The following is a 13,384-nucleotide window of genomic DNA, read 5'->3' as shown; positions in this document are numbered from 1 at the left end:
ATCGCCCGCCTGTTTCCCAAGCTGCGCCAATCCCGATGAAATTCCCAGGCAAACGTAAATCCAAACACTATTTTCCCGTCAATGCGCGCGATCCGCTGCTGCAACCGGCCCAGACCGAGAGCGAAACGGCCCGTTCCTACGTGGTCGGCATTGACCAGACGCTGGTGGACATTGAAGCCAGGGTTGATGACGAGTTTATCCAGCGCTATGGCCTGAGCATGGGCCACTCTCTGGTCATCGAAGATGATGTCGCGGATGCGATGTACCAGGAGCTGATGGCGGGCAACCTGATCACCCACCAGTTTGCCGGTGGCACCATCGGCAATACCCTGCACAACTACTCGGTGCTGGCGGACGATCGCTCGGTGCTGCTCGGCGTGATGTGCAACAACGTCCAGATTGGCGGCTACGCCTATCGCTACCTCTGCAACACCTCCAGCCGTACCGATCTCAACTATTTGCAGGGCGTGGATGGCGCGATTGGCCGCTGCTTCACCCTGATTGGTGAGCACGGCGAGCGCACCTTTGCCATCAGCCCCGGCCAGATGAACCAGCTGCGCCCGGAGAGCATCCCGGAAGCGGTGATCGCGGGCGCGTCCGCGCTGGTGCTGACCGCTTATCTGGTACGCTGCAAGCCGGGCGAGCCGATGCCCGAGGCCACCATGCAGGCCATCGCCTACGCCAAGAAGTATCAGGTGCCGGTGGTGCTGACCCTCGGCACCAAGTATGTGATCGCCGACAACCCGGAGATGTGGCGCGAGTTCCTGCGTGAGCATGTCTCCATCCTGGCGATGAACGAAGAGGAAGCCGAGGCGCTGACCGGCCTGAGCGACCCGCTGCTGGCCTCCGACCGGGCGCTGGAGTGGGTGGATCTGGTGCTCTGCACCGCCGGGCCGAATGGCCTCTACATGGCGGGCTATACGGAAGAGTCCGCGCGCCGCCAGAGCAACCGCCCGCTGCTGCCGGGCGCGATTGCCGAATTCAACCTGTATGAGTTCAGCCGCGCGATGCGCCGTGAGCACTGCGAAAACCCGTTCCGCATCTACTCCCACATCGCCCCCTACATGGGCGGCCCGGAGAAGATCATGAACACCAACGGCGCGGGCGACGGCGCGCTCTCGGCGATCCTGCATGACATCGCCGCCAACGGTTACCACCGCACCAACGTGCCGAACTCCAGCAAGCACAATCACACCTACCTGACCTACTCGTCGCTGTCGCAGGTGTGCAAGTACGCCAACCGCGTCAGCTATCAGGTGCTGAACCAGCACTCGCCACGCCTGACGCGCGGCCTGCCGGAGCGGGAAGACAGTCTGGAAGAGGCATACTGGGAGCGTTAAGCCCAGCCAACAAAATGACGACGGGGCGCCTTAGGGCGCCCCGTCTGTTGGTGGGGGTCAGGTCGGTGACACCGGGCAGACCGGCAATTTCTCTTCCTCGGTCAGGGTGTCCACCTCCAGCATGTTGAGCATGTTGTTGGCGATCTCCCGTTCGCCCATCACCACCTGGGTGGCGCCGCGATCCAAGATGTAGCTCACCTCGTCGTCATAATGCGCGCGAGCAATGATGATGAGATCTGGCCGACGGGCACGGGCGGCGGCGACAATTTCACCCGCCTCGTAACCATTCGGAATGGTCAGCAGCAGCCAGCGGGCACAGTCCAGCCGCGCCAGATCCATGATCTCCGGGTTGGCAGCGTTGCCCAGCAGGGTAGGGATGCCCTGCTCGCGCAGCGCCTCGACCCGTGGGCGGGTATTCTCTATCACCACCAATGGCACGCCCGCCGCTTGCAACTTGCCGCCGAGCAGGCTGCCGACGCGGCCATAGCCCACCAGCAGCGCATGGTTGCACAGCTCCATTGCCGCCTGTGACTCCTCTTCCGTCACCTCCTCCAAACTCTGGTCCTCCAGGCTCTCGCCCTTCTCCAGATAGCGCTCCAGCAGGGTGAACAGCAGCGGGTTGAGCATGATGGAGAGGATGGCACCCGCCAGCACCAGATTGCGGCCATGCTCCGACAGCAGGCCAAGCGAGATGCCCAATCCGGCGAGGATAAAGGCGAACTCGCCAATCTGCGCCAGACTGGCGGAGATGGTCAGCGCGGTGCGCGTCGAGTGGCGGAATAGCTTGACCAGCAGGAAGGCGGCGGCCGATTTACCGAACACAATGATCGCCAACGTCGCCAGCACCGTCAGCGGCTCGCGCAGCAGGATCATCGGGTCAAACAGCATCCCCACCGAGACGAAGAACAGCACCGCGAAGGCGTCGCGCAGCGGCAGGGTGTCATGGGCGGCGCGCTGGCTCAGCTCCGACTCATTCAGCACCATGCCAGCGAAGAAGGCCCCGAGCGCAAAGGAGACGTCAAACAGCTTCACCGCGCCATAGGCAATGCCGAGCGCCAGCGCCAGCACCGCCAGGGTGAACAGCTCACGCGAGCCCGTGCTGGCGGTGCGGGCGAGGATCCACGGCACCAGGCGGCGGCCGACCACAATCATCAGGGTAATGAACGCAATCACTTTGCCGATGGTGATCCCCAGCTCAATCGCCAGCTCCTGTATGCTGGCGTGGTGATTGTCGATCATATTGCTGAAGGCTGGCAGCAGCACCAGTGTCAGCACCATTGCCAGATCCTCGACAATCAGCCAGCCGATGGCGATCTGCCCACGCTGGCTCTCAATCAGCTGTCGCTCCTCCAGCGCCCGCAGCAGCACCACGGTACTGGCGGTGGAGAGGCAGAGGCCAAATACCAGCCCGGCACCCAGATCCCAGCCCAGCATCTGTGACAGCCCGACGCCAAGCAGCGTCGCCACCGCAATCTGTGCCACCGCGCCCGGAATGGCGATGGATTTCACCGCCATCAAATCTTTCAGGGAGAAGTGCAGCCCCACACCAAACATCAGCAAAATCACGCCAATCTCTGCCAGCTCTGGGGCCAGCGAGGTATCAGCGACAAAACCGGGGGTAAAGGGGCCAGCCAGCACGCCGGCAGTCAGGTAGCCCACCAGCGGCGAGATGCGCAGGCGGTTAGCCAACATGCCCAGCAGAAAGGCCAATACCAGCCCGCCAACAATCGTGGTAATCAACGGCGTAGAGTGATGCATCCAGGCTCCTTCTTGTCTGCATGGGGGAAAAGGGGCGCGTTTTTTAAGTGTATTGCATAAGGAATGATTATGCCCGGCGCGAATTCATATTCAGCAACAAAATAACACGTTTGGGCATAAAAATATCCTGGAGGCAGATTTATTGCAAAATTTTACGAAAGTGTTGATGGGATAAGGAAAATTCATGGCTGGGCCGGGCAGCGCGGCCATGAATTGCATGTCAATTAGCGGGATTTGATTTCAGTATTTGGCAAAAATAGCGTCAGGATGCCCAGCAACGGCAAGAAAGCACAGAGTTTATATACCAGCTCAATGCTGGTGTGATCAGCCACATAGCCGAGCACTGCCGCCCCCAGCCCACCCATGCCAAAGGCCAGCCCAAAGAACAGCCCGGAGACCATGCCGACTTTGCCGGGGATCAGCTCCTGCGCATAAACCAGAATAGCGGAGAAGGCCGAAGCCAAAATCAGGCCGATGATTACCGTCAGAATGCCCGTCCACTCCAGGTTGGCGTAGGGCAACACCAGCGTAAAGGGGGCGACGCCGAGAATCGACACCCAGATCACCCGCTTGCGGCCGATACGGTCGCCCACCGGCCCGCCGATGATGGTGCCCGCCGCCACCGCGAACAGGAAGGCAAACAGGTGATACTGCGCGTTCTGCACCGACAGCCCGAACTTATGCATCAGATAGAAGGTGTAGTAGCTGCTCAGGCTGGTGAGATAGAAGTATTTGGAGAACACCAGCACCATCAGGATGCACATCGCGAAGGCCACGGTGCGACCCGGCAAGCGGGCGACCACCGGGCTGGGGCGCACCTTGCTGGCACGCTGTTGTTGCTGATACCACTTGCTGATCTGCAACAGCACTACGATCGCCAGCAGCGCCGCCAGCGAGAACCAGGCCACCTCGCCTTTGCCGTAGGGGGCAATCACCAGCGCCGCCAGCAGCGGGCCGAGGGAGGCACCGACGTTGCCGCCCACCTGGAACAGCGACTGCGCCAGCCCATGCCGGCCACCAGAGGCCATGCGCGCCACCCGCGACGACTCCGGGTGGAAGATGGAGGAGCCGGTGCCGACCAGCGCCGCCGCCAGCAGCACCATACCGAAGCTATGGGCAAAGGCCATCAGCAGCAGTCCGCACAGGGTAAAGCCCATGCCAATCGGCAGAGACCAGGGTTGCGGCCGCTTGTCGGTGTAGAGGCCGATCAACGGCTGTAACAGTGAGGCGGTAAGCTGGTAGGTGAGGGTAATCAGGCCAATCTGGGTGAAGCTCAGTGAGAACTCACGTTGCAGCAGCGGATAGATGGCGAGGATCAGCGACTGAATCATGTCATTCAGCAGGTGCGACACGCTGATAGCCGCCAAAATGGAGAACGCCGTGCGTTTGACGGCCCCGACGCTTTGCTCGGTCATGGGAGAATTTCCTTATTATCGGGCGGTGCAGGCGTCGCCCAGAGCGTGGAAGATCACGTCATCTTAAGCACTCCCTTGCATGAATACCACATCAGTCATATTTTGAGCAGGCTGGCCACCCCGCTGGCTGGCCCTCTCCGTCCCCGCCCGGCTGGAAGAACAAGAGGCAGGACGATCTGGCAACCGCGGTTTTATTGACATCATTATAGGGAGTGTTTATGCGTGCACTGAAATTGACGGCGGCAGCGATGCTGGCGGCCACCTGGCTGGGCCTGCCCGCCACCGGTTATGCCTGGGAAAAAGACCGGACTTACGAGATAACCATCCTGCACACCAATGACCACCACGGCCACTTCTGGCAGAACGGTGATGGCGAGTATGGCCTGTCGGCGCAGAAAACGCTGGTGGACGGCATCCGCAAGGAGGTGGCGGCAGCGGGCGGCAGCGTGCTGCTGCTCTCGGGCGGCGACATCAACACCGGCGTGCCGGAGTCCGATTTACAGGATGCCGAGCCAGATTTCCGCGGTATGCGGCTGATTGGCTATGACGCAATGGCGCTCGGCAACCACGAGTTCGACAACCCACTTAGCGTGCTGCGCCAGCAGCAGAAGTGGGCCGGTTTCCCGCTGCTCTCCGCCAATATCTACCAAAAGAGCACGCAGACGCGGCTGTTCCAGCCCTATGCGCTGTTTGAGCGGCAGGGGATCAAGATTGCGGTGATCGGCCTGACCACCGATGACACCATCAAAATTGGCAATCCGGAGAACTTCACCGACATCGAGTTCCACAAACCGGCCGACGAGGCGAAAAAGGTGGTGGAGTCGCTGCGTGAGAAGGAGAAGCCGGACGTGATCATCGCCGCCACCCATATGGGCCACTATGACAACGGTAACCACGGCTCCAACGCCCCCGGCGACGTGGAGATGGCGCGCAGCCTGCCAGCTGGCTATTTGGACATGATTGTCGGCGGCCACTCGCAAGACCCGGTCTGCATGGCCAGCGAGAACAAAAAGCAGGTCGATTATGTGCCCGGCACCCCCTGCGCACCAGACCGGCAGAACGGCACCTGGATCGTGCAGGCCCATGAGTGGGGCAAATATGTTGGGCGGGCGGATTTCACCTTCCGCAACGGCGTGCTGACGCTCAAGCACTACCAGCTGATCCCGGTCAACCTGAAGAAGAAAGTGGAGAAGGCGGACGGCAGCAGCGAGAAGGTCTACTACACGCAGGAGATCAAAGAGGACAGCAACATGCTGAAGTTGCTGACGCCCTTTGAGAACCACGGCAAAGCGCAGCTTGACGTCAAGGTCGGCAGCGTCAATGGCCGGTTGGAGGGCGACCGCAGCAAGGTGCGCTTCGTCCAGACCAACCTGGCGCGCCTGATCCTCAGCGCCCAGAAGGAGCGCACCAACGCCGATTTCGCGGTAATGAGCGGCGGCGGGGTGCGGGACTCCATTGAGGCGGGCGATATCACCTATAAGGATGTGCTGAAGGTGCAGCCCTTTGGCAACACGCTGGTCTACGTGGAGATGAAGGGCAGTGAGGTGGCGGAGTACCTGGCGGCGGTGGCCAACATGCAGGTGGACTCCGGGGCCTACGCCCAGTTCGTTGACGTCGGGCTGGTGGCGGATGGCAAGGGCGTCAGCGACATCATGATCAACGGCCAGCCGTTGCAGGCAGATAAGGTCTATCGCATGGCGACCCTGAGCTTCAACGCCACCGGCGGCGACGGCTACCCGAAAATCAGCGATCGCCCGGACTACGTCAACACCGGCTTTGTGGATGCCGAGGTGCTGAAGCAGTATATCGAAAGCCACTCACCGCTGGATGCCGCCCGCTTCCAGCCGCAGGGCGAGATCGTCTACAAATAAGCGCGCCGGGCCGGGTGGCAATCACCCGGCCTTGGCGATGTCCGCGAACAGCCCATCCAGCAGCCGCCGCAGGTCTTGCGGGTTCAACTCAATATCCAGCCCACGCTTGCCGCCAGAGACATAGATGGTGGCGAACGCCTGCGCCGGGCCATCAATCACCGTCGGCAGGCGTTTCTTCTGCCCCAGCGGGCTGATGCCGCCCACCAGATAGCCGGTGGTGCGCTGCGCCAGTTGTGGGTCAGCCATCTCGGCCTTTTTCGCGCCGAGCGCCTTCGCCACCTTTTTCAAATCCAGTTGGCAGGCCACCGGTGTCACCGCCACCGCCAGCGCCTTGGCGTCACCATTGAGTGAGACCAGCAGGGTTTTGTAGACCTGGCGGGCATCCAGCCCCAACTTTTTTACTGCCTCTTCGCCGAAGTGGGTGTCGTGACTGTCATGCTCATAGGCGTGCAGCGTGAAAGCAACCTTCTGCTTTTCAAGAAGTTTGATTGCGGGTGTCATGGCCTCTCCCTGAATGTGGACGGATGCCCGATTATTGGCGATAACCCCGGCGTCGGCAAGAGCACGCACAGGCCGCGTATTGCCAAGGGGACAGGCCATTGTTACTCTGGCGCCGCCGGCAGCGCCATCACTGGCCTGCAAGAGACAAAAATAGAGTTATTCCTCTTTGACGGCCAATAGCGATATTGGCCCCTTTTTTATCCCGCGCGCTCGCCTTTCAGCAGATCCGGCAGGTTGCCCTCGCCATACAGATGTAGCGCCCCGACCGCCACCACATAGCGACCGGGCGGCAGCGCCACCAGCAGCTGTTGCCAGCGGCGGTTGCGCTGGTGCATCAGCACATCATAGAGATCGTTGCTGAAAGTGGAGGGCAGCACCTTGCCCGCGGCGCTTGACGAGCCAGCCATCCACCAGCCCATCATGGTTTGCAGCAGGCGCGCGTTGGTGTGCCAGTGGGTCAGGGTATCCTCCAGCAGCATCAGCCCGTCCTGGGGCAGTTGCACCAGCAGCTCGACCTGCTGTTGCGCCCCCTCCAGTTCAATGATGCGTTTCTGTTGCTGGCCGGCGGCGGCAATTAGCTGGTAATCGACGCCATACTCCGGCCGCAGCCCCAGCTGCTGCGCCTGTCGCGCCTGCAACATCAGCGCCACCTGCCAGGCAGGCAGTGGATCGAGTTGCGCCTCGTTGGCGGAGAGGGTATCGCAGATATCGAGGAACTGGCGGTACTGCGCTGGCGGCAGACGCTCGGCCAGCGGTGGCTGTGGCGGCGGATTACCGAACGGCGACTCACTGCCGCTGATGTCCGCCTCGACGATCAGCGCATCCGCCCCCTTCAGTTGCGCCAGCAGCGCTGGCGGCAGCGGCGACATATCCATGGTGCCCATATGGATGCTGCCGACCAGATGGAGATGGCGCTCGCCCGGCAAGCTGACATCCAGCGCCGGGTAGGCATAGGCCACCGGCGCAATCAGGCCGACGAACGAGGCAAGGCGGTGCAGCAGTTTTCTCATGTAAGGCTCCTGATGGCTCATACATCGTATGCTAACCGCTTGCGCGCGGCAGGTGTAGGGGGATTCGGCTGAATTGAGCGGGCCGGGCGGGGTGCCCGGCCAGTGCATCAGGCTTTCGGCGGGGTGTAGCGCAGCAGGCGGTTGGCGTTGCCGACCACGGTGATGGAGGAGAGCGCCATCGCCGCGCCAGCAATCACCGGGCTGAGCAGCGAACCGGTCAGCGGGTAGAGCACCCCCGCCGCCACCGGGATGCCGAGGCTGTTGTAGATGAAGGCCCCCAGCAAATTCTGCTTCATGTTGCGCAGCGTGGCGCGTGACAGCGCGATGGCATCCGCCACCCCAGCCAGCGAGGGGCGCATCAGCGTCAGGGCGGCGGTCTCCACCGCCACGTCGCTGCCGCCGCCCATCGCGATGCCCACGTCGGCCTGCGCCAGCGCTGGCGCGTCATTGATGCCGTCGCCAACCATCGCCACGCGGCACCCTTGCTGTTGCAACTGCGCAATCGCGTCTGCCTTGCCATCGGGCAGCACGCCAGCGATCACCCGATCGATGCCCGCCTCGGTGGCAATCGCCTGCGCCGTGGCCGGGTTGTCACCGGTCAGCATCACCAGTTGATAGCCTTGGGCGTGTAACCTTTGCAGCGCCGCCCGGCTGTCGGCGCGCAGCGGATCGCGCAGGGCGAACAGGGCCGCCACCTGGCCCTCCACCGCCAGCAGCACCGGCGTCGCGCCCGCCGCCGTCTGCTGTTGCAGCGCGGCCTCGAGCGGGCCAATCTCCACCTGCCGCTGCGCCATCAGCGCCGGGTTGCCAAGCAGTAGCCGGTTACCCTCCACCGTTCCCTCCAGCCCCAGCCCGCCCAGGGTGCGGAACCCTTGTGCTTCCGGCAGTGGGATGCCCTCTACCCGCGCCAAAATTGCCTGCGCCAACGGGTGGTGGGAGCCTTGCTCCAGCGCGGCTGCCCAGCGCAGCGCCTGCTGTTCGCTGATGCCGTTGGTCGTCTCCAGCGCGGTAAGGCGCGGGCGTCCCTCGGTCAAGGTGCCGGTCTTGTCAAACACCAGCGTATCCAGCGCGGCGGCTTTTTGGAGGGCGTCGGCATCTCGGATCAACACCCCCAGCTCGGCGGCGCGGCCAACGCCCGCGATGATCGACATTGGTGTTGCCAGCCCCAGTGCGCAGGGGCAGGCGATGATCAGCACCGTGGTGGCCACCACCAGCGTATAGATGCCCTGTGGCGCAGGGCCGAACAGATACCACATCAGGGCGCTGAACAGCGCGATCAGCACCACCGTCGGCACAAACACCGCTGAGATGCGATCCGCCAACCGGCCCAGCGCCGGTTTGCTGCTCTGCGCCTGCCGCACCAGCTGGATGATGCGCGCCAGCGTGGTCTGGTTGCCAATGGCATCGGCGCGGAACACCACACTACCGTCAGTCACCAGCGTACCGGCGCGAAGCATGGCGCCCGCGCCCTTGTGCTGCGGCACGGCCTCGCCGGTCAGCATCGCCTCATCCAGCCAGGCCTCGCCACGCAGGATTTCGCCATCCACCGGCACCCGGTCGCCGGTGGTCAACCGCAGCGCCATGCCGCGCGTCACCTCCGCCAGCGGCAGGGTGCGCTCACCGGATGGCTCCACCACTTTCGCGGTGGGCGGGGTGAGGTCGAGCAGCCGCTCCAGCGCCTGCGAGGAGCGCTGGCGGGCGCGCTGCTCCAGCGCATGGCCGAGGTTAATCAGGCCAACAATCATCACGCTGGCCTCATAGTAGAGGTGGCGCGCCTGTGGCGGGAAGTGCTGCGGCCAGAGGTTGACCAGCATCGAGTAGATCCAGGCCGCGCCGGTGCCCAGCGCCACCAGTGTGTCCATGGTGGCGCTGCCGTGGGTCAGGCTGACCCACGCGTTGCGGTAGAAGTGGCCGCCGGCGATGGCGAGCACCGCCAGCGTCAGCACGCCGACCATCAGCCACAGCGTCTGGTTGGCGGGCGTCACGCTCATGCTGCCGCCCAGCAGGCCCCAGGCCATCAGCGGCACGCCGACCGCCAGGGCCAGCGCCGCCTGCCAGCTAAAACGCCGCAGCGCCACGCGGTTGCCCTGCTGCTGGCGCGCGCGTCGCTCGGCGTCATCCTCAATGATCTCCGCGTCATAACCGGCGTGGCTGACGGCGGCGACCAGCGCCGCATTGTCCGCCTCGCCCAGCACCAGCGCGCTGCGATCGGCGAGGTTAACCCGCGCCTGCGCCACGCCCGGCACCTGTTGCAGCGCGTTCTGTACCTTATTGACGCAACTGGCGCAGCTCATGCCACCGATCAGCAGGTGTTTGCCTGACTGATCAACATGCACCGCTGCACCAGGGGTTGCCGGGGTATCCATCGGGGCCGCTGCCTCAGGTTCCGGCGGGAGAGGGGCAGTAGGGGGCAGCGGCTCAGTTTTTGGGAGCGTTGGCTCCGGCGATGCATAGCCAGCCTCCTCGACCGCTGTCCGCAACGCGGCGCGATCCGCCTGGCCGAAGACGCGCGCATGGTCGAGGGAGACCTCCGCCGCCGCCACGCCCGGTACGGCTTCCAGCGCCTGCTGCACCGCACGGATGCAGTGGCCGCAGCTTAGGCCATCCAGTGGCAGCTCGATATCCGGCTGGCTGGCCAGCTGTGCCTCGTAGCCAGCCTGTTCAACGTTCTCAATCAACTGTTGCGCCGGCACCTCGCCGGCGACGCGGGCGTAGTGCAGCCCAACCTCGGCGGCCGTGACCTGCGGCAGCGCCTCCAGACTCTTTTTCACCCGCTGGACGCAGTGTTGGCAGCTCAGCCCATGCAGGGCGAGCAGGGTAGTGGCAGACATGGGGTTCTCCTCTCTCTGGCCGATACGCAGGGGGAGCCTGCTTTGGCAATGTGTGGCAGAATAAACCTTCCAGCAACAGGAAGGTCAAGGGGCAGCACCATGAACATCAGTGATGTGGCAAAAAAAACCGGCCTGACCAGCAAGGCAATCCGTTTTTATGAAGAGAAGGGGCTGGTCACCCTGCCGGCGCGTAGTCTCAACGGCTATCGCACCTACAGTATGAAACATATTGAAGAGTTGACCCTGCTGCGTCAGGCGCGGCAGGTGGGCTTTACCCTGGAGGAGTGCCGCGAGCTGCTGGCGCTGTTCCACGATCCGGCGCGCCACAGTGCAGACGTCAAGGCACGCACGCTGGAGAAGGCAGCGGAGATCGAACGGCATATTGACGAACTCCAGCTGATGCGCGCCCGCCTGTTGGCGCTGGCCGAGCAGTGCCCCGGCGACGACGGGGCCGCCTGCCCAATTATCGACAACCTGACTGGCTGCTGCCACGCGCCTAAATAATCTAAGCATTGCCACATTTTTGCCAGCCCATACCGATATCCGGAAACGGGCTGGTCATTACATAAAGTGGAGAACTCCCTTTAATATTGGCCAGTATTGGTGCTTGTTCGGCATTACTTTGACTGGCAATTGAGTGGGGATTTTCAGGGCTTCATCAAATTGCATAAGCTGGACTGAAGATGATCTACTATTCCAAGCAGCTACTTAATCCTACAAGAAGATTGTAGCCATGCTTAAATATCATTTGTGTTTGATAATATTACTAATTACCTGTTATCCGCTTTACGCTGGCTCGAGTTAGGAGACAACAGGCGTCGTCACGCATCGAAAACGGGCACTGCTGGCAGCAACGGCAAACCGGCTCTGTGCCATCAGCGCGGCTGATAAAACGACCTATGGCGGTAAGATCATGACGGGGGCAGAGGATCATACTTTGTTCAATAAACCTGCTGCTTAGGAACAGGAGAGTGTGACCTGCCGGACGCTACAAAATAGCCAGTGGCATGGATAACGACACCCTTCACGGCAGGCGAGTGGCTGGAACTCTCGACTGCTACAGCACCTGCCCCTGCAAGGCAACGTTCATTCCGTCGATGATGCAGGATACCGATGAGAAATAAGCCCCCAGGGGGCTCGACTACTTCAAGCCGCTATTTATGGGCGGCGCAGCGGCCGCACCTCTAGCGTGATGCCGTCGATGGCGACGACCTCCACTTCGTCGCCGGCCTGCAATGGCGCATCGCTGTGGATGCGCCAGCTGCTGTCACCAATCTCCAGCCGGCCGTAGCCGTTGTGCAGCGGCGCGCGCAGGGTAGCGCGGGTGCCGACCAGCTGCTCGCCGCGCCGGTTGAGCCGCCGGGCCGCTGGGGTGCCGGGGCGGCGTTTCAGCCAGAGCCACCAGCCGCCGGCGGTGAGCAGCGTCAGCAGCGCGAAGGCCAACAGTTGTACTTCCCAGCCGAGCGGCAGTAGCCAGAGCAGCAGGCCGGTCAGCATCGCCGCCACGCCGCTCCAGAGCAGATAACCGCCCGCGCCGAGCATCTCCGCCGCCAGCAGCAGGCCGCCGAGCGTCAGCCAGATGCCCTGCGGGTGAAGCGCCAGTGTTTGCCACATCTATTTTTTGCTCTCGTTCAGCAGTTCGGCGATGCCACCAATCGAACCCATCAGGCTGGTGGCGTCAACCGGCATCATGATCACCTTGCTGTTGTTGGCAGAGCCAATCTGTTGCAGGGCGTCGGTATACTTTTGCGCGACGAAGTAATTGATCGCTTGCACGTTGCCAGCGGCAATCGCCTCGGAGACCATTTTGGTCGCTTGTGCTTCTGCCAGCGCCTCCCGCTCACGCGCCTCCGCCTGAAGGAACGCCGACTGGCGCTCGCCCTCGGCCTTCAGGATCTGCGCCTGCTTCTCCCCCTCGGCGCGCAAGATCGCCGCCTGACGCACCCCCTCAGCCTCCAGAATGTCGGCGCGCTTGGTGCGCTCCGCCTTCATCTGCGCGTTCATCGAGTCAATCAGCTCCGCCGGCGGTCGCACGTCGCGGATCTCAATGCGGGTGATCTTGATGCCCCACGGGTTGGTCGCCTCATCCACAATCTGCAACAGGCGGGTGTTGATGTTGTCGCGCTGCGAAAGCATCTCATCCAGCTCCATCGAGCCGAGCACGGTACGGATATTGGTCATGGTGAGGTTAACGATCGCCTGCTCCAGGTTGCTCACCTCATAGGCGGCGCGCGCCGGGTCAATCACCTGAATAAAGCAGACCGCGTCAATCGCCACGTTGGCGTTGTCACGGGAGATAATCTCCTGCGACGGAATATCCAGCACCTGCTCCATCATATTGATCTTGCGGCCAATGCGATCCATAAAGGGCACAATCAGGTTGAGACCGGGCATCAGCGTCTTGGTGTAGCGGCCAAAGCGCTCCACTGTCCACTGGTAGCCCTGCGGCACGGTTTTTACGCCGGCAAACACCACCACCAGCAACACCACAATAATCGGAATGACGGTAAACATAGCAAAACTCCTGTAAGGCTGTCCTGAGGTCTACGGCGGGCACGCCGCCGATCCGCAGATCATAAAACGATAGCCATAATGGGCAAGCAGAGGCGGAGAAATGCGCGAAAATCGGGCAAAAAAAGCGGGGAAGGGGGGAGCCGG

At 62.5% G+C, this 13,384-nt stretch carries 10 protein-coding genes and 1 pseudogene; 4 read left to right on the top strand and 7 right to left on the bottom strand.

What is annotated here, in order from left to right; translation table 11 throughout:
- The first annotated feature begins 35 nt into the window (after nucleotides 1-35).
- Nucleotides 36-1,340: an inosine/guanosine kinase gene (locus ACK3SD_RS13060; RefSeq protein WP_481125771.1), complete on the top strand. Its 1,305-nt coding sequence runs from the start codon at nucleotides 36-38 to the stop codon at nucleotides 1,338-1,340.
- A gap of 57 nt (nucleotides 1,341-1,397) precedes the next feature.
- Here ACK3SD_RS13060 and ybaL read toward each other — a convergent pair whose 3' ends face one another.
- Both ybaL and ACK3SD_RS13050 read right to left on the bottom strand, forming a co-directional pair.
- The gene (gene ybaL / locus ACK3SD_RS13055) at nucleotides 1,398-3,098 is read right to left on the bottom strand and encodes a YbaL family putative K(+) efflux transporter (protein ID WP_481125770.1); all 1,701 of its coding nucleotides are present in this window, start codon (nucleotides 3,096-3,098) and stop codon (nucleotides 1,398-1,400) included.
- A gap of 224 nt (nucleotides 3,099-3,322) precedes the next feature.
- Nucleotides 3,323-4,513, bottom strand: coding sequence for an MFS transporter (locus tag ACK3SD_RS13050; RefSeq protein WP_481125769.1), 1,191 nt, complete (start codon nucleotides 4,511-4,513; stop codon nucleotides 3,323-3,325).
- A 218-nt stretch (nucleotides 4,514-4,731) separates the two neighbouring features.
- Here ACK3SD_RS13050 and ushA point away from each other — a divergent pair, with 218 nt between their 5' ends.
- The gene (gene ushA / locus ACK3SD_RS13045) at nucleotides 4,732-6,384 is read left to right on the top strand and encodes a bifunctional UDP-sugar hydrolase/5'-nucleotidase UshA (RefSeq protein ID WP_481125768.1); all 1,653 of its coding nucleotides are present in this window, start codon (nucleotides 4,732-4,734) and stop codon (nucleotides 6,382-6,384) included.
- A gap of 21 nt (nucleotides 6,385-6,405) precedes the next feature.
- Here the strand turns inward: ushA and ybaK are convergent, their stop codons facing one another.
- The 3 genes from ybaK to copA all read right to left on the bottom strand — a co-directional run bounded on the left by ybaK (nucleotide 6,406) and on the right by copA (nucleotide 10,726).
- The gene (gene ybaK / locus ACK3SD_RS13040) at nucleotides 6,406-6,885 is read right to left on the bottom strand and encodes a Cys-tRNA(Pro)/Cys-tRNA(Cys) deacylase YbaK (protein ID WP_137763969.1); all 480 of its coding nucleotides are present in this window, start codon (nucleotides 6,883-6,885) and stop codon (nucleotides 6,406-6,408) included.
- 197 nt (nucleotides 6,886-7,082) lie between these two features.
- Nucleotides 7,083-7,895, bottom strand: coding sequence for a TraB/GumN family protein (locus ACK3SD_RS13035; protein WP_481125767.1), 813 nt, complete (start codon nucleotides 7,893-7,895; stop codon nucleotides 7,083-7,085).
- Between the two features lie 107 nt (nucleotides 7,896-8,002).
- Nucleotides 8,003-10,726 (bottom strand): copper-exporting P-type ATPase CopA, encoded by a 2,724-nt coding sequence (gene copA / locus ACK3SD_RS13030; RefSeq protein ID WP_481125766.1) that lies wholly within the window; start codon nucleotides 10,724-10,726, stop codon nucleotides 8,003-8,005.
- A gap of 99 nt (nucleotides 10,727-10,825) precedes the next feature.
- On the opposite strand from copA, the gene cueR reads away from it, so the two are divergent.
- Nucleotides 10,826-11,230: a Cu(I)-responsive transcriptional regulator gene (gene cueR / locus ACK3SD_RS13025; protein ID WP_481125765.1), complete on the top strand. Its 405-nt coding sequence runs from the start codon at nucleotides 10,826-10,828 to the stop codon at nucleotides 11,228-11,230.
- Nucleotides 11,231-11,639: 409 nt separating this feature from the next.
- Nucleotides 11,640-11,847: pseudogene (locus tag ACK3SD_RS13020) on the top strand (PAAR domain-containing protein); the annotation flags it as partial.
- Nucleotides 11,848-11,884: 37 nt separating this feature from the next.
- Here ACK3SD_RS13020 and ACK3SD_RS13015 read toward each other — a convergent pair.
- Nucleotides 11,885-12,340 (bottom strand): NfeD family protein, encoded by a 456-nt coding sequence (locus tag ACK3SD_RS13015; protein ID WP_481125764.1) that lies wholly within the window; start codon nucleotides 12,338-12,340, stop codon nucleotides 11,885-11,887.
- Nucleotides 12,341-13,240: an SPFH domain-containing protein gene (locus tag ACK3SD_RS13010; protein WP_481125763.1), complete on the bottom strand. Its 900-nt coding sequence runs from the start codon at nucleotides 13,238-13,240 to the stop codon at nucleotides 12,341-12,343.
- Between the last annotated feature and the right edge of the window lie 144 nt (nucleotides 13,241-13,384).

The sequence above is a fragment of the Chimaeribacter sp. YP20170169 genome (assembly GCF_056739715.1).
The sequence above is the reverse complement of the archived record's forward strand: the minus strand, read 5'-3'. Positions and strand labels throughout refer to the sequence as shown.